The sequence below is a fragment of the uncultured Bacteroides sp. genome (genome assembly GCF_947632445.1).
In the GTDB taxonomy this organism is placed as follows: Bacteria; Bacteroidota; Bacteroidia; order Bacteroidales; family Bacteroidaceae; genus Bacteroides.
The window spans coordinates 1-19,531 of sequence record NZ_CANRPM010000053.1 but is presented as its reverse complement, the minus strand read 5'-3'; the positions used below and the strand labels follow the sequence as shown (position 1 = coordinate 19,531).

The 19,531-nt window shown below is 52.3% G+C and carries 16 protein-coding genes and 1 pseudogene; 14 read left to right on the top strand and 3 right to left on the bottom strand.

The features are described from left to right. From Q0Z70_RS10410 to Q0Z70_RS10385, 6 genes and pseudogenes are all read left to right on the top strand, one after another. Positions 1-225, top strand: a pseudogene (locus Q0Z70_RS10410) (hypothetical protein); the annotation flags it as partial. 89 nt (positions 226-314) lie between these two features. Continuing rightward, positions 315-2,897, top strand: coding sequence for a fimbria major subunit (locus Q0Z70_RS10405; protein ID WP_298074276.1), 2,583 nt, complete (start codon positions 315-317; stop codon positions 2,895-2,897). Positions 2,898-2,930: 33 nt separating this feature from the next. Then, positions 2,931-3,953 carry a FimB/Mfa2 family fimbrial subunit gene (locus Q0Z70_RS10400; RefSeq protein ID WP_298074274.1) on the top strand — a complete coding sequence of 341 codons (1,023 nt, stop codon included), beginning with the start codon at positions 2,931-2,933 and terminating at the stop codon, positions 3,951-3,953. A 44-nt stretch (positions 3,954-3,997) separates the two neighbouring features. Continuing rightward, positions 3,998-5,509 carry a hypothetical protein gene (locus tag Q0Z70_RS10395; RefSeq protein WP_298074272.1) on the top strand — a complete coding sequence of 504 codons (1,512 nt, stop codon included), beginning with the start codon at positions 3,998-4,000 and terminating at the stop codon, positions 5,507-5,509. A gap of 184 nt (positions 5,510-5,693) precedes the next feature. Further along, positions 5,694-9,020, top strand: a complete 3,327-nt coding sequence (locus tag Q0Z70_RS10390; protein WP_298074270.1) for a hypothetical protein — start codon at positions 5,694-5,696, stop codon at positions 9,018-9,020. A 78-nt stretch (positions 9,021-9,098) separates the two neighbouring features. Continuing rightward, positions 9,099-10,043: a DUF5106 domain-containing protein gene (locus tag Q0Z70_RS10385; RefSeq protein WP_298074269.1), complete on the top strand. Its 945-nt coding sequence runs from the start codon at positions 9,099-9,101 to the stop codon at positions 10,041-10,043. A 241-nt stretch (positions 10,044-10,284) separates the two neighbouring features. Here Q0Z70_RS10385 and radC read toward each other — a convergent pair whose 3' ends face one another. Further along, positions 10,285-10,971, bottom strand: a complete 687-nt coding sequence (radC, locus tag Q0Z70_RS10380; protein WP_298074267.1) for a DNA repair protein RadC — start codon at positions 10,969-10,971, stop codon at positions 10,285-10,287. Positions 10,972-11,135: 164 nt separating this feature from the next. On the opposite strand from radC, the gene mnmA reads away from it, so the two are divergent. After that, a complete protein-coding gene (gene mnmA / locus Q0Z70_RS10375) occupies positions 11,136-12,203 on the top strand; it encodes a tRNA 2-thiouridine(34) synthase MnmA (RefSeq protein ID WP_298074265.1) in 1,068 nt (355 codons plus the stop codon). A 79-nt stretch (positions 12,204-12,282) separates the two neighbouring features. Here mnmA and Q0Z70_RS10370 read toward each other — a convergent pair whose 3' ends face one another. After that, a complete protein-coding gene (locus Q0Z70_RS10370) occupies positions 12,283-13,272 on the bottom strand; it encodes a glycosyltransferase (protein WP_298074279.1) in 990 nt (329 codons plus the stop codon). Positions 13,273-13,363: 91 nt separating this feature from the next. Then, positions 13,364-13,930 carry an elongation factor P gene (gene efp / locus Q0Z70_RS10365; protein ID WP_298074263.1) on the bottom strand — a complete coding sequence of 189 codons (567 nt, stop codon included), beginning with the start codon at positions 13,928-13,930 and terminating at the stop codon, positions 13,364-13,366. A gap of 190 nt (positions 13,931-14,120) precedes the next feature. Here efp and rpmH point away from each other — a divergent pair, with 190 nt between their 5' ends. The 7 genes from rpmH to Q0Z70_RS10330 all read left to right on the top strand — a co-directional run bounded on the left by rpmH (position 14,121) and on the right by Q0Z70_RS10330 (position 19,452). Continuing rightward, positions 14,121-14,282, top strand: a complete 162-nt coding sequence (gene rpmH / locus Q0Z70_RS10360; RefSeq protein ID WP_007564314.1) for a 50S ribosomal protein L34 — start codon at positions 14,121-14,123, stop codon at positions 14,280-14,282. 201 nt (positions 14,283-14,483) lie between these two features. Then, on the top strand, positions 14,484-15,122 hold the full coding sequence (locus tag Q0Z70_RS10355; protein ID WP_298074258.1) for a PASTA domain-containing protein: 639 nt from the start codon (positions 14,484-14,486) through the stop codon (positions 15,120-15,122). A gap of 9 nt (positions 15,123-15,131) precedes the next feature. Next, complete coding sequence (locus Q0Z70_RS10350; RefSeq protein ID WP_298074256.1) at positions 15,132-16,214, top strand: RluA family pseudouridine synthase; 1,083 nt, start codon at positions 15,132-15,134, stop codon at positions 16,212-16,214. Beyond that, a complete protein-coding gene (locus Q0Z70_RS10345) occupies positions 16,211-17,185 on the top strand; it encodes a D-alanine--D-alanine ligase (protein WP_298074254.1) in 975 nt (324 codons plus the stop codon). The genes Q0Z70_RS10350 and Q0Z70_RS10345 overlap by 4 nt, the downstream gene beginning before the upstream one ends. 23 nt (positions 17,186-17,208) lie before the next feature. After that, positions 17,209-18,360, top strand: a complete 1,152-nt coding sequence (locus Q0Z70_RS10340; protein ID WP_298074278.1) for an acyltransferase — start codon at positions 17,209-17,211, stop codon at positions 18,358-18,360. Then, positions 18,357-19,046, top strand: a complete 690-nt coding sequence (locus tag Q0Z70_RS10335) for a NigD-like C-terminal domain-containing protein (RefSeq protein WP_298074252.1) — start codon at positions 18,357-18,359, stop codon at positions 19,044-19,046. The genes Q0Z70_RS10340 and Q0Z70_RS10335 overlap by 4 nt, the downstream gene beginning before the upstream one ends. Before the next feature lie 19 nt (positions 19,047-19,065). Next, positions 19,066-19,452, top strand: a complete 387-nt coding sequence (locus tag Q0Z70_RS10330) for a rhodanese-like domain-containing protein (RefSeq protein ID WP_298074249.1) — start codon at positions 19,066-19,068, stop codon at positions 19,450-19,452. Positions 19,453-19,531 lie beyond the last annotated feature (79 nt).

Genomic DNA, 19,531 nt, shown 5'->3' with positions numbered 1-19,531 from the left:
GCCGCCAATGCCGCGATGGAGCGCCGCGACCTGACGAGTGCGGAGAAGTACCTGTCGAAGGCGGGCGGCAGCGCCGAGGCGGAATATGCGCGGGGCGTGCTGAAAGCCCTGCAGGGCGACTTCGAGGGAGCCAAGACGAAAGTAAAGGCGGCGGAAGCCCTGGGCATGCCCGACACAGAGCGCATCCTGAACCATATCGGCGAGGTGCAGGAGTCCTCGGAGTAATTGCAGGATGCCGAACCGGCTGAATAACGCAAAACGAACAAAAACAATAAATAAACAAACAAAAACAGACCTTTTTACAACAAATTGTTATGAAACGCAGTACATTATTTATGGGATTGACGGCAGCAGTATTTCTGTTTGCGTCATGTAGGGATGTTATCGAAGATGTAAGCTCTGGAGAAGCCGCCGGAAGCGACGGTGCGGAAGAATACGTGTATATGTCGGCGGAGGTGAGACTGCCTGCCGGCGACTACCTCAGTACGCGCAGCAGCACCGTCAACCCTGATGATGGTAAGGATGGTGGTGATGATGATGAGAATAATCATCCGTCCAACGCCGATCCGAACATCGAGGCCGGCAAGGAATACGAGAACACCGTGCAGACCTGTCTGCTGGTGATAGCCGACAAGAACGATGAATTTCGCGCTGTTTCGGCCGTCAACGGTATCAAGATGAACACGGTAGACGGCCAACCGGGCTTTTCCGCCACAGCGAAGTTCGACCGCCGGATGATAAAAGCACTCTACGAATCAGGAGAAAACGGCAGTTTAAAAGAAGAATATGAGGGAGGATTCCATGTATTCGCATTCTGCAACCCTTCGGATTTGCTGACACAGAAAATGAGTGCGATAGCCAATGCCAGATTGGGGGGCGCTGGATCGGTGGATTGGACCGGCGATGGAGCGGCAACCTATGACCTGGCTGACCTGACCGGTATCATCAGGGAGAACCCGATGAAGCCGGGAGCTACGCCGACCACCTCGAACAACATTTGGGCACCCGGCCGCTTCATGATGGCCAATGCCTCAATCAAAACGGTCAGCCTGCCTGCAAACGAAAACGATTGGGATCACCATGCCGACAGCGAGACCCCGTTCAATCTGACAGGCGCAAACGATTCACATGCAGGGACTACGGGACCGGTTGACAATAGCGGTGGCGGTGCCATCAAAGTGGAGCGGTTGGCGGCCCGTTTCGACTACCGCGACGCTTCCGGTGACAAAACTGCTGACGGAAGAACGCTATATGGTGTAGGCAACAATATCTACAAGGTATTAGGCTCGATGGACTCCGATGCAGGTACCGGAGGTGATAGTTACAACTTCGTGAACGTCAAACTCTCGCGTATCGGTCTGGTCAATATGGCCAGAGAGATGTACTATCTGAAACGCGTATCGGAAGACGGCAAAGAGTATAAAGAGGACAGGGGAACACATAAATGGTCGCTGCTCGGAAAGGAGAAATCCAATCCGTTCAACTATGTCGTTTCGCCCAATGCCGACGATAAGACCGAGGGAAAGACAGTCGCAGAAACGAGGGTGAAGGGTAAGGAGTGGTACAACTTCCCGCTGTTTGCAGAAGACGGGAGCTACGACAAATCCGCATGGTCGATGTACAACCTTGGCGATGTGGTGAAGAAGGGTACGGAGATGGATCAATGGACGAAGAATCCAGGAGACTACCATATCTGGCGTTACTGCACCGAGAACACGATTCCGGGTCCTGCCAACGCTCGCGAAAACCCGCTGCAAGACAATCTTTTCTCGACGGGCATCGTGTTCAAGGGCAAGCTGATTGCCGGCCAATTCTTGGGAAAGCCGCGCAAGACAACGACAACGGTTAACGGAGAGGACGAGGAAAAATGGGTTCCCTATATGACCTACAATGTGCAGCGCGCCATCCTTGCCAGCACCCTCGGCCTTCCCTTGGGGAATGCGGAAGAAATGGCAGCCTTTGATTGGAAGACTGTCAAGGATAGTGTCGCAAAAGAGAACCCGAATCTAGAAAAATTGGTTCTCTATAATCCAAAAACAGATAACAGTGAAGAAGGCGGCAAATCATGGAGTCAAATTGGCGCAGAAGATTTCAAGGATATGACCTCCTATCCGGCTCTCTATCTGTTCGAGGGCAATCTCTACGCCGGATTCAACGAGGCCGCCGAGTATGCCTACTACGATGGTTCGGGCGGTACGCTCTATCAGGCAATGTCGGAGGTAATGAAGCACTACTATCTGAATACGAAAGCCCCGGATTGGATAGAATTAGCGGGAGTATATGGAAAAGGAGATGGCAAAGGCGGACATGTGGGTGAAGTACAAGGTTTCGTGCAGCATGATACCGACCCTGGTGATGGTTACGTGCCGCTGACGGTCGAAATATTTGCGCAGATGCTCGGCTTAATTGATAGAAGTTCCGTGGACGAGAAGGCTGGTGAAACTTACTACGACAGAGAGGAATACGGTGTCCGATGGGTGGATACCAGTGAGGAGAAGGTCAGAGGTGAAACCACGAAATTCAAAGAGTGGCTGACCAGCGGCAAAGGCAGCAGTTTCCACTTCACGCTTTACGATGTATCGAACGAGACCGACAACTACGGCGGCGAGTCGTCGACCTCGCAAGGCTGGGGCTACTACTGCTACTACTTCTACTGGAACCGCCACAACGACAACGGCATTCCGGGCGTAATGGCCCCGATGGAGTTCGCGGTAGTGCGCAACAACGTCTACAAGCTGGCCGTCACGAAGATCAACCAGCTGGGGCACCCCACCGACACGAGCAACGACCCCACTCCTCCCACCCCACACACAGACGACGAGACATCGGAAGTCTACATGAAAGTGGAGGTCGAGGTGCTGCCGTGGACGGTACGTGTGAACGAGATCCAATTCTAACATCTATCAAGGCAACCATAGGAGAGCCTAAAAATGAGAACGAACCGAAATATCCGAACTGCCGGGAGGCGCGTCCTGCGCCTCCTGACGGCAATCGCAATCGTGCTGACAGGCTTCTCGTGCGAAAGCATCTACGACGACCAGAGCGATTGCCCGCGCGGCGTGTCGATACGCTACCGCTACGACTACAACATGCTGTTTGCGGATGCCTTTGCATCCCACGTCGACTGCGTGACGTGCTATGTCTTCGATGCCGAGGGCAACTACCTCACCGAATACACCGAGGAGGGGAAGCCGCTCGCCGACGAAAACTACCGCATGTCGTTCCCGTTGGGGCCGGGCCACTATACACTCATAGCCTACGGCGGTCTGGCATGCGACAAGAGTTCGTTCGACGTTACGCCGTTCACCCCGGCCTCGCACTATACCGACCTCTCGGTGCGCCTCCGCACCGGAGAAGGGCTGCACTCGTCGGCTGCGCTGCACGGCCTGTACTACGGGACGGTCGAGGTGGATATCCTGCCCGATGACTACAAGGAGATAACCATCCCCATGATGCAGGATACCAACAACATCCGCATCGCCCTGCAGGAACTCAACGGCGACTCCGTCGACATCGACGAGTTCGAGATCTCGATCACCGACGACAACTCGCTGCTCGACTGGCAGAACCGGACTGTCTCCGTCGGCGATGTGACCTACACCCCCTGGTACACGGGCACCGCCGTCGCCGGCGAATCGGCCGAAGAGGACGACACCCCCGGCAGCGAGATCCGCGTCGGCGTGGCCGAGCTCTCGACCTCGCGCCTCATGGCGTCGCACAAGGCCCGTCTGCGCATCCACGCCCGCGGGAACGTGTTCGATGCGGTGGATATCCCCCTCATCGACTACCTGCTGATTGTGAAAAGCGAACTCTACAGCAAGATGCCCGCCCAGGAGTTCCTCGACCGCCAGAGCGAGTGGAGCCTGCTCTTCATCCTCGCGAACGGACGCTGGGTAGGAGTGGAGATACGGATTCTTGACTGGACGGTGCGCATCAACAATGCCAAACTGTGATATGAAATAACGACAGCTATGCTGAAAGACTAATTGTTCCGATAATGAAAACTATCTTCAAAATAGTTGCATTGTTCGCCTTTGCGGTGGCTGCGGCCTCCTGCTCCCACGACCTTTCGGAGTCCGTCTCCGAAGGCGGGCGGGACGCCGCCGACGGCGGAAAGGTAACCTTGCTGTTGAACGTCGAAACCCTCCAGACCCGCGCGGGCGGGGCGAACAAGAAGGATCCGAATTTGGATCGTCCTTTCGAGAAGCCGAGATACCTCCGCGTCGTGATTGTCAACACCGACTTCCGCGCCAAAGTGACGGGTGACGACTACAGTTCCGAGGTGGATGGCGAGCGCACGAACACCCCGTGGAATGTGGAGGTCAACTACCGTATCAGCGAAGACATGGCCGGGGGCGAAGTCCTGGATGTTGCGGGAAAGCAGTTGAAGTTCCCGAACATCGAGGCCAACCGCAAGAAGCGCATCTATATCTTCATCAACTGCGAGAACATAAACTTCACGCTTCGCGGCGGAGGGACGTGCAAGCTGACCGACCCCGATGCCCCCGAAAAACTCTTCGGCGCGGGAGAACCCCACCCGGAAAATGTGTTCAAAGCCGAAGCGGAACACCCCTATCAGACGGGGCGGCTGCCCATCGACGACTGCACGTACAGCTTCAATGATACCGAGAAAGACGGGCTGCCCTATGTGGGCGTGTACGAAGTCGACGTGCCGTCAGCCTCCTATGTGCTGAAGACATACACCGCAGATACCGGCGCGGCGTTCATCGAACCGCTGTTTACGGTCGGGCCGCTCTATCTTGTGCGTGCCGCCAACCGCATCCGCTTCGAATACATAAACGACACCTCCCATGCGGACTGGGACGCGCCGGACGAGGTAATCGACCCGATTGACATCGAAGTACTCGGCTGGACGCTTTCGAGCACTGCCGACCGCGCCTATCTGATGCCGCACCTCACGGAGAATTGGAGGACGGGATTGAAAGGCGAGGTAGCGACTACGCTGGTTCCGCCGGATTTAGTGGATGAAGAAGGGAAAATCGTCGTAAGCGCACAAGATTATTACGGCGGCGCGTGGATGCTGTGGCTGAAACAGGAGGCGTATAATACGCAAAACACCGATACTTACAACGGCACGAATTACAAGTGGCTGACCGGCTATTCGGTGCCTAAGGACACGCAGCATAAAGATACCACGTATGTCTACGAAAAGGCCATAATCGTCGAACGCAACACAAGCGTATTGGTTCCGGCGATGAATAGCGAAAATGCGGTCTATTTCGCAGAGAGCAAATATCTGCCCAACGGCGACAAACAAAAGTACAGTTTGAGTGTCCGTGTGCGTCAGATCAATACCGGCAGAACGGAAGAAGTGAAGACCTACACGTGCGAAGAATTGCCCAACAGCCTTTCGCTCTTCCGCAACACCGACCTGCTCGTAAGGGTGCGTTTCCGCAAGCTGCGCACCGACGGGCTGGATATGGCGGTCGACGTGGTGCCGTATGGCGTTTACGAGCTTAATCCGGTGTTCGGATTGGACCCGGATTGATAACAGCTGCGGCCGTGTGCCATGCGGTGCGGGCGGCGGAAAAGAGTTTTATGTCATGCTGAACAGCGTGAAGCATCTCTGTATAAAGGGAAAGAGATCCTTCACTTCGTTCAGGATGACAGATGGTACAAATTAATTTTGCTTATAGTTACTTATATGCGAAACTTAAAATAGAAGTCTTGAAATGAAGTCAATTTTATATATAGCGGCACTGGCGGCTATGTCGGCTTTCACGGTGTCGTGTACAGACGACCTGGCGGGGAATTTCTCCTGGTCAGACGGGGACGGTTCGCTTTCTATGGACGTCGGGTTCACCTCTTTCGGCACCGCGCTCGATACACGCGCGGCAACAGGAGGAACGCCCGGCAATGCAATCGACGAAGTAAATGATTTGCAGGTACTCTTCTACTCGAATGTGGACGCAAAAGACGACCCCGGAAAGGAAACGGGCGACTTGAAATACGTTTTCACGGGTACACCGACCGACGGCGGCGATGGAAGCGGCAAAGCCGATTTCACCTTCACACGGGTGGGCGAGGAGCGTAATCCGGCGGATGGCCCGACCCCGGACACCGGCATAAGCGAGAGCACTAACACGACGCGGCACATGACTTTTCAGCTGAACAACGTGGAACGCGGCCGCTACCGCATCTATGTCGTGGCCAATATGCCGTCCGGCTTCGATGCGACAAAGGACGCGGGGACGGTAGAAGCCCTGCGCAACTACAAACTGAAATGGGATGGCGACGATATTAAAGCCAACAACGCGATGTTCGGGTATTTCGGTGTAGGAGATTGGGACGAAAAGGATGTGATTAACCAACATGCACCGATCATTCCGGTCAGCGGGCCCATGAAGATGCATGCATGGATTAAGCGCGCCGTGTCGAAAGTCACGGTCGCTTTCGACGGTACGCGACTTGATGAGAACGTCTATATTTATATCAAATCCGTGCAACTCAGGGATATACCAGACATCTGCCTTTTGGGAGCCAAGAACACGCCGAATAGCAAAGACGATTTGATATCTGGCGTGGAAAACGATAGTAAAGAAAAGCCTGCAACGTCTTTAACGTCTTCAAATTCAATCATCGTTTACAATAGCCAAGCCGGAGCTACGGGAGAGTCCATCACGCGCGGTAATCCCCGCTTTCCGCGCCCGGGCAGCGGTCAATCGGAAGCTGAGTGGAAAGCGAATATGCACTCGCCTACCAGTGATAACTCGCTCTTCTTCTTCGAGAATATGCAGGGTGAGGGTACTGCTCCAGCTGACCCGTCTAACCCGACAGATCCGGATGGAAGTTACAAGCCGCAGACGGATGAGGGCCATAACCGCATACCCGACGACAAAGACAATGATATACAGAAAGACAGCCATCCTAACGGCACCTATATCGAGGTCAAGGCCTACTATGTCAACAACGGCAATTTGGAGGTAAGTCGCGGCGACATTACCTACCGCTTCATGTTGGGCAAGAATGTCACCACCAGTTTCGATGCCGAGCGCAGCATCCACTACAAGGTTACGCTCCAGTTCAACAACAACGCCAACGACGTCGACTGGCACATCGACATCGACGAAGATCACGGCATCTATGCGCCCGAAGAATATTACGTTTCCTATGGCTACGGTGAAGTCACGGAATATCCTATACGGATTGTGGGCACTATGACAGGCAGGCTCAAAGCCGAAATCATCGAGAACAACTGGGGCGGCAATGCAGATAAGGCAGCAGCTTTGAACCAGTATACGGATCAAATTTATTTCGGTAGAGATAGGAAGGCTGCCAACAAATATCAACTTATTCCTGCTGATCCCGAACACGATGCGAGTTTGCAACCGGTAACCAACGGTATTTGCAACGGATTCCTTCAATTACGTAAACTAAAAAGTGGTGAGGAGTTTGAAATCGGTGCTAATACGGCTTCCGATACTGGGGACGGCATCAGATTTAACGAAACCTATTGGTATGATAATAAACTTGGCGTTCGCGAGTACAGTGGGGATGGAGCGTACGGAAATGGAGATGGGGACAATCTGGGTAAATACGTAGCCAATACAGACGTGGAAGGTACTACATCATTCACCATCCCGCTTTACACGCGGCAAATGAAGCTTATGTCGACGACCAGTTACAGCGGGATGAACCCTTATTACTCTCTTGAGGGTACACGTGAGGCCAAAATCCGATTTACTGCGACAGTCGACGGCAAACAGGTGGTGAAAATTGTAAAAATATTGCAGCGCCCGCGCATCGAGAACCCCACCGGGATATGGCGGGCTCACAATAGTATCGCTCCATTCGACGTAACGCTTCAATACCGGGAAACCGAATCGGAAACCAATTTGTGGTTCAGTCCGGTACATTCGATTGGCCCGTGGTCGGCAGAGATAGAACAAGGTAGTTTCTTCACGCTTTCAGTGTCCTCCGACATCGGCCGAAATGAAAGGAACGATTCGATTCACGGTTTCACCGACACCGATGTAAAATTCAGAGTGGAATTCAATGGTACCTGTTCGAGTACAGAAGCACGCTGCGGTATCATTCTCATAAAGTACCACAATTATTCATGTACGCACCGTATCTTCGTGCGGCAGGGTTACGCCCCGCTTGCCATAGTCAACAATGGAGCGAAATGGCATAGTTTCAATCTCGTTGCCAACGGACAAGAGGCAAGTCATCCGTGTGAGGAGGGTTCCATGTTCCGTCCCGGTAATTTGAGCCAACCGATTTCTGAGGGCAACAACCTGTACGGTAACTTCAATATATCTCCCGGAAATTTGAATGTTGTATCGGGCGTAAACGTAGCTTGGGACAGGATTAAATTCACGCAATACAACCTGACTACCCCAGAACCTTTTAAGAATAGTCTTCAGCAAATTAACAATCATAGCGATATCGGTGGATACACCAGTAGTAGGATGCCAACTTGGAAGGATTTCAGACCGTTTATTCATGATTCAAACGTAAAACTTGCATTCGGGATATTGTATGCTGACGGTGCAACAAAAGAAGATGATAGCAATGCAGCCTTCAACTACACCCAGGGATCAACAGGGACCTCCGGTATGCGTGGGATATTTATTTACAACACCAATAACGGAAGAAATATTTTCTTGCCGATTGGAAAATCGGGATATGGACGAAGACAAACAGATGGTGTATTGCGGTACGCTGGTCGTGGTGAGCTAATGGATGGTCAACTCACCTTTAAGAATGACGGAACCGTTGATAAGAATAACAGAGCAGATTACCGCCCGTTGTTGTATAACATTTACTCCAATCAAGGCGCTATATATTGGAGTGGAAGGCTTGATTTTCAAGACGATAAGAAAACCGGCAATTCTCATGTCTATAAGGGATGTACTGAAGGCGTTAAGCAAGGCGATTTCGATAACGGTCTAAATCCCAATTTTGCATTCGATTTCAACTATAAAACCTATGATTGCAATGGTTTTGGAACTAATCAAGCTACGGGTGCCTGCTATATCCGTTTGGTAAGCGACTGATATTCAAAAAACGAATTTGCAGGAGAAGGGAGCGAAAGCCCCCTTTTCTTTCAAATGCGTACTGCAAAACGATGTAAGATGATAAGTAGTCTCCTGCTTCTGTGTTTCCGGCTGTTCCTGCCGTTGTCGGGCGGCCCGGCCTCCCTGTCCCCCGCCACGCCGCACACCGTGACGCTGTGCGTCTCCGACACGGTGCCCGTGCTGCCGCTGCCCGCCGTACCGACGACGCTGCGCACCCCGCCGGCACGTGCCGCCTACGTCGTCCGCCACTTCTGGGACGCGATGGACTTCGCCGACACCCTGCGCTCCCGCAACCGGGACTTCATGGAGCAGAACTTCGTCAACTGCCTCTCCCTCTTCCCGATTGCCGACACGACGGCGCTGGCTCCTGCCGTCGCGACGCTCGTCAGCCGTGCGCAGGCCGATGCCGGCGCCTTGTCACTGCTGGCGGAGACTGCCGAGAAGTATCTCTACGAGCAGGACTCACCCCTTTTCAACGAGGAGTATTACCTCCTTTTCGCCGATGCCTTCGTTGCCGCACCGCTGCCCCACACCAAACGCCTGCGCATCGAGGCACAGCGCACGGCGATGCGCAAGAACCGCGTGGGCACACCGGCGGCGGACTTCACCTTCGAGACCCGTGACGGGCAGCGCCTGCGCCTGTCGGAGGCGGCACAGGGCCGGCCGATGCTGCTACTCTTCTACGACCCCGACTGCGACCACTGCATGCAGACCATCGCCGAACTGTCCGGCTCGGAGCTGCTGAACGGTGCCGTTGCGCGGGACGACCTCGTCGTCGTAGCAGTCTATGCAGGCTTCGACGGCAGCGACCGTGCGTCATGGCTCCGCACCCTCGACCGCCTGCCTGCCGCCTGGACGGTGGGCTTCGACCTCGGCACAATCTACATGCGCGACCTCTACGTGCTGCGCAACCTTCCGGCGCTCTACCTCCTGGATGCCTCGCGGCGTGTTGTTCTTAAAGACACCACGCCTGCCCGCCTCTCCGAATACTTCCGTAAATGAGGCATGGTATCGCCTGTTTCTTACTCCTTAAGGAAGTGCTTCCTTACCTCTTAACGAAGTGCTTCCTTGCACCCTGACGAAGTGCTTCCTTACACCCTGACAAAGTGCTTCCTTAACCCTTCACAAAGTGCATCCTTGAATAATTAAAGATAGCAAGTTGCTGTGAAATTCAGGTTATTTTAGGAAAACGTGGAATGGGAGCTCTGGAGTTTCTGCCCGAGGTTTCAGGAGGACGCAAGAATTATAAATGTCCTTCGTCGTTGAAGCTGTAATAGTGTCTGTCGGTCACGATGATGTGGTCGATGAGTCGGATGTTCATGGTTTGTGCGGCACGTTGCACGACTTGGGTCAGGTGAAGGTCGTCGTTGCTGGGGCGTACATTCCCCGAAGGATGGTTGTGTATCAGAGCTATTTGGGTGGCCCGGCGGATGAGCGCTTCACGCAAGATGGTGCGGACATCGGCTGTGGTCTGGTCGATACCTCCGCGACTGATACGTACTTTGTCTATGACTTTCCCCGCCTGATTGAGCAGCAGAACCCAGAATTCCTCGGTGGGCAGGTCGCAAAGCAGGGGATGGAACAGGTTGTAGATGTCTGTTGAGGCTTTGATATGGAGGCGTTCACCTTGTGCTTGCAGGTTGCGTCGTTTCCCCAGTTCGAGAGCGGCCATGACGGTGATGCTTTTGGCCGGTCCCATGCCTTTGAAGCGGGCGAAGTCGCGTACTTCCCATTTGGCCAGTTGGTTCAGGTCGTTGTTGCAGGCCGAAAGGATACGCTGCATCAGGGCTACGGCGCTTTCGTCTGTGGTACCGGAGCCGATCAGGATGCCCAACAGTTCGGCATCGGTCAGGGCTTCGGCTCCTTTTTGCATCATCTTTTCGCGGGGGCGGTCGGCTTCTGCCAGTTGTTTGATCGTGAGTTTGGTCATGGTTATTTCCGTATTGCCTTCATCATAACGACGGCAAAGATACGCAAATATAGCCGTATCACAATACGGGGAAAAAGATTTGTAACCGCTTCCTTTGTCTGAGTGTTTTTTTGCCGTACTTTTGTGCGACGAATCGTTGAAGTGAAAGGACAGAAATTCGGAGTATGGAAATAGCGGCATTGGTATCGGGAGGCGTGGACAGTTCGGTGGTCGTTCATCTGCTGAAAGAGGCGGGGTACGATCCGGCGCTGTTCTACATACGTATCGGCATGGAGGACAAGGACAAAACCCTGCATTGCCATTCTGAGGAAGATTTGGAAATCGTTACCTGTATTGCCCGGAAATACGGCTGCCGCTTCGAGGAGGTGTCGCTGCACGAGGAGTATTGGAAATATGTCATGGGCTATACGCTCGACTCCATAAAGCGGGGCTTTACGCCCAACCCCGATGTCATGTGCAACAAATACATCAAGTTCGGCTTTTTCGGGCAATACTGGGGCAAGGACTTCGACCGCATTGCCACCGGACACTATGCTTCCATTGTCGAGCGCGACGGTGTCGTCTATTTGGGCACGGCAGTCGATCCGGTGAAAGACCAGACCGATTTTCTCTCGCAGCTCAACACCTTGCAGGTGTCAAAGCTGATGTTCCCGCTGGGCGGACTGATGAAAAGCGAGGTGCGTGCGATAGCCGAAAAGGCCGGACTTCCGAGTGCCAGACGCAAAGACAGTCAGGGTATCTGCTTTTTGGGCAATATCAATTATAACGAATTTATCCGCAACTATTTGGGCGAACGCGAAGGCGACATCGTCGAGTGGGAAACGGGCAGGAAACTCGGTCGCCACAAAGGCTACTGGTTCCACACCATCGGGCAGCGCAAAGGTTTGGGGCTGAGCGGCGGTCCGTGGTTTGTCATTCGCAAAGACGTTGAGACTAACACCCTTTACGTGTCGAATGGCTTCGATCCTGATACACAATACGGTACGGAACTGAATCTTGCGGGGTTCCGTTTCATCACGGGCAATCCGCTGGGCGACTTGCAGGAGCCGGTTCGCATCACCTTCAAAAACCGCCATACGCCCGAATTTACGGGCGGTACGTTGCAGCGCACCGGCGACGACAAGGTGCGCATCGTCTCCGATAATCGCATACAGGGCATTGCTCCCGGACAGTTCGGCGTCGTGTACAGCGAGGACAAAAAACTTTGTCTCGCTTCCGGTGTCATCGAGTAAGCGGCTTCGGAGTTTGTTTATGGTAATGGGAGTGAGTGGGGAGCGGTCAGTGTGCCGGTCGCTCGCCACCCGTCGCTTTTTATTTATAAAAATTCTTTTTGAAAGCTTCGAACTCTCCTTTCCGGCAAACACAGCGATTCCACCATGCACGCCAGAACCCGGTGCCGTAGCCGATGAGTTGGATATAAGCAGCCGCAATGGAATAAAAGCCTATGCGGATGCGGCCGTTTTGTGCGGTGGAATCGAGGCAAACCAGCAGTGCATAGGCTAAAAGGGGCAGCAGCAGGCAGGGGCAGAAAATCGCACCGATGAGCAACAGGGCGGTTCCCAATGTAAACAGCGCCGGAAGCAAGTGAACCGGCTTCAGCGATTCGGGGTATTTTTTGTAGAGATTGATGCGGGCGATACCTGAATTGTGTACCTGCTTGAAGAATTTCTTCAGGTCGGTTCGGCGTTTGTGATACACCCATGCATCGGGGAAAAGACGGCAGCGGTATCCGCCCTTGAAGATGCGGATACTGAAGTCGATGTCTTCGCCGAAGCGCATCTTTGAAAAGCCTCCCAATGCCTGATAGACACTGCGTCGCACGCCCATATTGAAGCTGCGGGGATAGAACTTGTCCATCTTTTTCTTGCCTCCTCGGATGCCGCCGGTGGTGAAAAATGAGGTCATGGAGTAATTGATGGCCTTTTGGATGTCTGTAAAAGAGGCATGGGCGCGGTCGGGGCCTCCGAAAGCATCGGCGGGAGCGGTTTGCAGTTCTTTTTCAACAGCATCGAAGTAGCCCGGCGGCAGGATGCAGTCGGAATCCAGTATGATGAGATATTCCCCCCGGCTTCGCTCGGCACCGTAATTGCGGGTTTGGCCGGGGCCGGAGTTGGGCTTATTGAAATAGTGGATGTCCAGTAAGGCATTGTATTTTTCTACCACTTCCCGGCAGGGGATGGCCGAGCCGTCTTCCACTACGATGACTTCGAAATCCTTACGGGTTTGCATAGCAAGGCTTTGCAGCAGTTCGTCTACCTCGTCGGGACGGTTATATACGGGGATGATGACTGAATATTTCATGTAGAGTTTGTGCGAATCTATGGTTTTGCATAGAAAAATCCCCATTGCTTTTTGGGGCATTGGGGATTTTTAAGGTTGTGTGGCGTGTCTTTTATGCCTTTACGCGGCCTACGTAAGATCCGTCACGTGTATCAATTTCGATCGTTTCGCCTTCGTTGATGAACAGAGGAACGCGGACTGTGGCCCCCGATTCAACGGTAGCGGGCTTCAGCGTGTTGGTTGCGGTATCGCCTTTCAGACCGGGTTCGGTGTAAGTGACCTTCATCTGAACTTTGATAGGCATGTCGGCATAAAGTACAGTTTCTGTAGAAGCGTCGGATACTACATCCACAATTTGACCTTCGAGCAGGAAGTCTACACCGTTGATAAGGTCATGGGCGATAGGAATCTGGTCGAAAGTTTCCTGGTTCATGAACATGTAGTCGGCGCCTTCCTGATAGAGATATTGGTAGGGACGGCGTTCAACGCGCACGTCTTCCAGCTTTTCGCCGATGTTGAATCGGCGTTCCAATACATAGCCGTTTACAACGTCTTTCAGCTTGGTACGCATGAAGGTGTTGCCTTTTCCGGGTTTTACATGCAGGAAGTCGATGCAGAAATACAGCTTGCCGTCCATGCGGATGCAAGTTCCGATTTTAATGTCTTGGGCATTAATCATATTGTCTTCTTGTTTTTATGTTATTAATGTGTTTTTTTCTTATGCGAAATGCGGTGCAAAATTAATGGAAATCGGTAAAAAACACAAAACTTTTGAGAGAAAATGAGTTATCTCTTGGTTTATTTGAAAAAACTCCCTATTTTTGCAGCCCGAATTTGTGAGAATAATAACGTAAAAACAAGATACAGCAATGAAAAGAACATTCCAACCCTCTAACAGAAAGAGAAGAAACAAACACGGTTTCCGTGAGAGAATGGCTACAGCCAATGGCCGCAGAGTATTGGCAGCACGTCGCGCCAAGGGCCGTAAAAAGCTGACCGTTTCCGACGAATACAACGGAGTAAAAGCCTAATCTCTTTTTCTCTTGTAGAAAATAAGAAAGCCGCAAAAGACAGGAAGTCCGGTCTTTTGCGGCTTTCCTTTTGAAGACTGCTTTTATCTTGAAAGGACGGGGAAGGTTGAAAAACTTTGTTTTCATTTGCTTCTGCTTTCACCTTTCACTATATTTGCCTGAAATTAGAGAGATACGATCTTTCATATAAATGTATGGTTTATGACGATTAAAGAGTTCTTTTCCTTTCGGAAAAACCGCCTTTTCTGGGGAAACATCATAGCAATGGTGGTGATGGTGACAGGCGTGATATTGGGTGTTTTGAAGGCATTGGATGTGTACACCCGTCATGGCGAGGCAGTGGTTGTGCCCGATGTGAAAGGGCTGAGCCTGCCCGAAGCCCGGAACATGTTTGCCGACCGGGGTTTGAATTGCGTAGTGACCGATTCAAGTTATGTGAAAAATTTGCCTGCCGGATGCGTGCTCGACTATAATCCGACGGCAGGGCAACGGGTAAAGGAGGGGCGCATGATCTATCTGACTATCAATACGCTGAATGTCCCGTTGCAGGAGGTTCCCGACGTAGCTGACAACAGTTCTGTGCGTCAGGCGGAAGCCCGTTTGTTGGCTGCCGGTTTCCGTCTGACCAATAATGATTCCATTCCGGGTGAGAAAGATTGGGTCTATGCGGTGAAATACAAAGGGGATTCTTTGGAAATCGGCGCGAAGGTACCGATGGGAGCCATTCTCACGTTGGTCATTGGCAATGGAGAAGAAGCGCCTGCCGATTCTTTGCAAGTCGATTCGTCGGGTGTGCCGCAAGTACAGGGTGAGGTGTTGGACGAAGAAGACTGGTTTTGACACGAAATTATGACAGAAGAAGATATAGATATTGACATAGACGACCTGGAAAACGAATGTCCCGACGATGTGGAGCCGGTGGATGACGAGGCCCGACTCTACGAGCACTTTCGCGTAGTGGTGGACAAGGGGCAGGAGATGATGCGCGTGGACAAGTATCTCTTCGACCGCATCACCAACTCCTCGCGCAACCGCATCCAGAAAGCGGCCGATGCCGGCTTCATCATGGCCAACGGCAAGCCCGTGAAAAGCAGCTATAAGGTGAAGCCGTTGGACGTTATCACCGTGATGATGGACCGCCCGCGCTACGAAAACGAAGTGGTTCCCGAAGATATTCCGCTGAATGTGGTTTATGAGGACGACTATGTGATGGTGGTCGACAAGCCCGCCGGGCTGGTGGTGCATCCGGGTCATGGCAACCGGCACGGCACGCTGGTCAACGCCATTGCTTGGCACCTGAAGGACACCGAGGGCTATGACGCCAACGACCCGCACTTGGGGCTGGTGCACCGCATCGACAAAGATACTTCAGGCTTGCTGGTCATTGCCAAGACAGCCGATGCCAAGACCAACCTGGGCTGGCAGTTCTTCCACAAGACTACCAGGCGCCGCTACCAAGCCCTGGTGTGGGGCAACGTAGAGCAGGACGAGGGAACCGTTGTGGGCGACATCGGCCGTAACCCTAAAGACCGTCTCCAGATGACTGTCCTGCCAGAGGGTGAAGGCAAGCACGCTGTGACCCACTACCGCGTACTGGAGCGCTTCGGCTACGTCACGCTCGTTGAGTGCATCCTTGAGACGGGGCGCACGCACCAGATACGCGTACACATGAAGCATATCGGCCACGTGCTCTTCAACGACGAACGCTACGGCGGGCACGAAATCCTGAAAGGTACACATTTTGCCAAATACAAACAATTTGTAAACAACTGCTTTGACATCTGTCCGCGGCAGGCACTGCATGCCATGACGTTGGGCTTTGCCCATCCCGTCACCGGCGAGGAAATGAACTTCGCTTCCGAACTGCCCGACGACATGACGAACCTCATCGGCAAATGGAGAAGCTACATCAGTAACAGAGAATTGGAATGAAACGCATTATTGCTATTGTTGCCGGAGGCGATACCTCCGAGTATGAAATTTCCCTGCGCAGTGCACAAGGGATTTACTCCTTCATCGACAAGGAGAAATATACATTATATATTGTAGGCATGCACGGCTTAGACTGGCATGTGCGACTCGACGACGGACGCATACTGCCCATAGACCGCAATGACTTCAGCTTCCAGCTGGACGGACAGAAGGTGAAGTTCGACTTCGCCTATATCACCATTCACGGTACGCCGGGCGAGGACGGACGTCTGCAGGGCTACTTCGACATGCTTCATATCCCGTATTCCTGTTGCGGCGTGCTGGCAGCGGCGCTTACCTACGACAAGTTTGCCTGCAACCAGTATCTGCATGCCTATGGCGTGCGCATTGCCGAATCGCTCCTCCTGCGTCAGGGACAGACCATTACCGACGACGAAGTGGTGGAGAAGATCGGTCTGCCCTGCTTCATCAAACCCAGTTTGGGAGGTTCCAGCTTCGGTGTGACCAAAGTGAAGACACGCGAACAGATACAGCCCGCTATTGCCAAAGCCTTTGACGAAGCGCAGGAAGTGTTGGTGGAAGCCTTCATGGACGGCACGGAGCTGACCTGCGGCTGCTACAAGACCCGCGACAAGTCGGTTGTCTTCCCCGTCACCGAGGTAGTAAGTCACAACGAATACTTCGACTACAAGGCCAAGTACAATGGTGAGTCCGACAAAATCACGCCGGCCCGCATCTCCGATGAATTATCCGATCGGGTGAAGAAACTCACCTCGGCTATCTACGACATTTTGGGCGCACAGGGCATTATCCGTGTGGACTACATTGTGACCGGGGGCGATAAGATCAATCTGCTCGAGGTGAACACCACGCCGGGTATGACGGTCACCAGCTTCATTCCCCAACAGGTGCGTGCCGCAGGCTTGGACATCAAAGACGTAATGACAGACATTATAGAAAACATGTTTTAAAGGTGAACGGTTAATTCCTAATGATTATGTACGACGAATTTGACGAAATCCGTCCTTACCACGACGAGGAACTTCCTGAAGTGTATGAGGAATTGATTGCCGACCCCGCTTTTAGGAAAGTGGCTGTGGCGGTTTTTCCCGATATTCCTTTTGAAAGGCTGGCGGCCAAGATGCGTAGTTGCAAGACAAAGTTGGAATTTCAGAAGGCCTTTGGCTATGCAATAATAAAAGATATTATGCAGAAGGCTTCGGATGGTATGACATTGGATAATGCCTCTTTGGCTGACAAAACGAAAGCGTACACTTACCTATCCAATCATAGGGATATTATTCTCGACTCAGGGCTTTTGTCTGTTATGTTGGTAGACCAGGGAGGTGACACCGTAGAGATAGCCATTGGTGACAATCTGCTCATTTATCCATGGATAAAAAGACTGGTGCGTATCAACAAGTCGTTCATCGTACAACGGGATCTGCCCATGCGGCAGATGTTCGAGTCGTCGGCCCGCATGTCTCGTTATATGCACTATACCATCTCGCAGAAGAAGCAGTCCATTTGGATAGCCCAGCGTGAAGGACGAGCTAAGGATTCGGACGACCATACGCAGGACAGTGTGCTCAAGATGTTGGCCATTGGCGGCGAGGGTGATGTGCTGGATCGTCTGATGGAGATGAACATCGCACCGCTCTCCATTTCCTATGAGTTCGACCCTTGTGATTTCCTCAAGGCATGGGAGTTTCAGCTGAAGCGCGACCATCCCGACTACAAGAAATCGACGGCCGACGACTTGAAGAACATGCAGACGGGTTTGCTCGGTTACAAGGGGCGGGTTTACTTCCGCATAGCTTCCTGTATCAACGACCGCCTGGCGGCACTGAACCGCAAGATGCCCCGTCAGGAGCTTTTCTCTACAGTTTCGGCTATAATCGACAGAGAGATCCATCGCGGTTACCGTCTGTATCCGTGTAACTATGTGGCTGCCGATCTTCTGGCTGATAGTGATACCTATGCAGAACATTATACAGCCGTCGACCGACAGAAGTTCGAAGACTATTTGGCCGGCCAGCTGGCACGTATCACGGCGGGAGATAAGGATGAAGCCTTCTTGCGTGCCAGAATGCTCGAAATGTATGCCAATCCGCTGAAAAATTATCAGAAAGCGATGGAAGTATGAGAAGAGCGATGAGGAGTAATTGGGTTGGCTGTCTATTGTGGACGATGTGCCTGTTGTTGGTAGCTTGCGGGGAGGATGACTATCATTATCCGTCCGTCAAGCTGGAATTCCTTACGGCCTATTCGGGGGCCGATGGAACGTTGGAGAGGGTAGTAACGGATGGAGGTGAGGAATATGCGGTGCTGGTCGATGACTCCCACTTGCATACTCGTCCCGATACGTTGGTTCGTATTATCAGCAATTATGAAGGGGTGTACGGCGAAGGAGGTGAAGGGGTACACTTATATGCTGTGTCGGCAGCCATTGCTCCGATACCTTTGCCTGCCGATAGATTTCCCGATGGAGTGAAGACCGACCCTGTGGATGTGCTGAGCGTGTGGATGGGGCGCAACTATCTGAACCTGATGCTCACGGTCAAGGCACAGCATGGAAAACACAAGTTCCATTATGTGGAAGACCGGGTGGAGGTTGATGCCGACGCCCGCCGTTCGTCAGTAGAGCTGACGTTGTATCATGATGACGGAGGTGACACGCAGGCCTATAGCCAGCGCGCCTATTGCTCGATACCCTTGTTGCAGTACACCGGGGAGGGGATTGATACAGTGGATGTGAGCCTGCATGTGCATACTTATTCGGGTGAAGTAAAGACATATATTTTTGAATATCGGCCTTTGATAGCCGAATGACTCTTAATTGAATATGATTATGAAAACATTGTTTGCATCATTTTGTTTGCTATTTTCTTTTTTCTCTTCTTGTCAGCAGAAAGGTGGCAATTTTAAAACATTGTCGGTAGAAGAATTTGCGAATGTAATCACTGATCCAGAAGTCCAACGTTTGGATGTACGTACACTGGCAGAATATTCGGCAGGTCATATTCCTGGCAGCATGAATGTCAATGTGCTTGATGAATCTTTTGCTGTTGTTGCAGATTCTGTATTACAACTTTCACGACCGGTTGCCCTTTATTGTCGTAGCGGCAAACGAAGTAAGAAAGCTGCCCGCATATTGTCGGAGAAGGGTTTTAAGGTTTATGAGTTGGGCGTTGGCTTTAATGGTTGGGTGGAAGCCGGACAATCAGTAGAAAAGTGATCTGAAAACAATCTGCCGAGTTACCAATATAACAACCAAACTGAAGCCCCAACCAAATCTACACCCACAAGCAGGAACC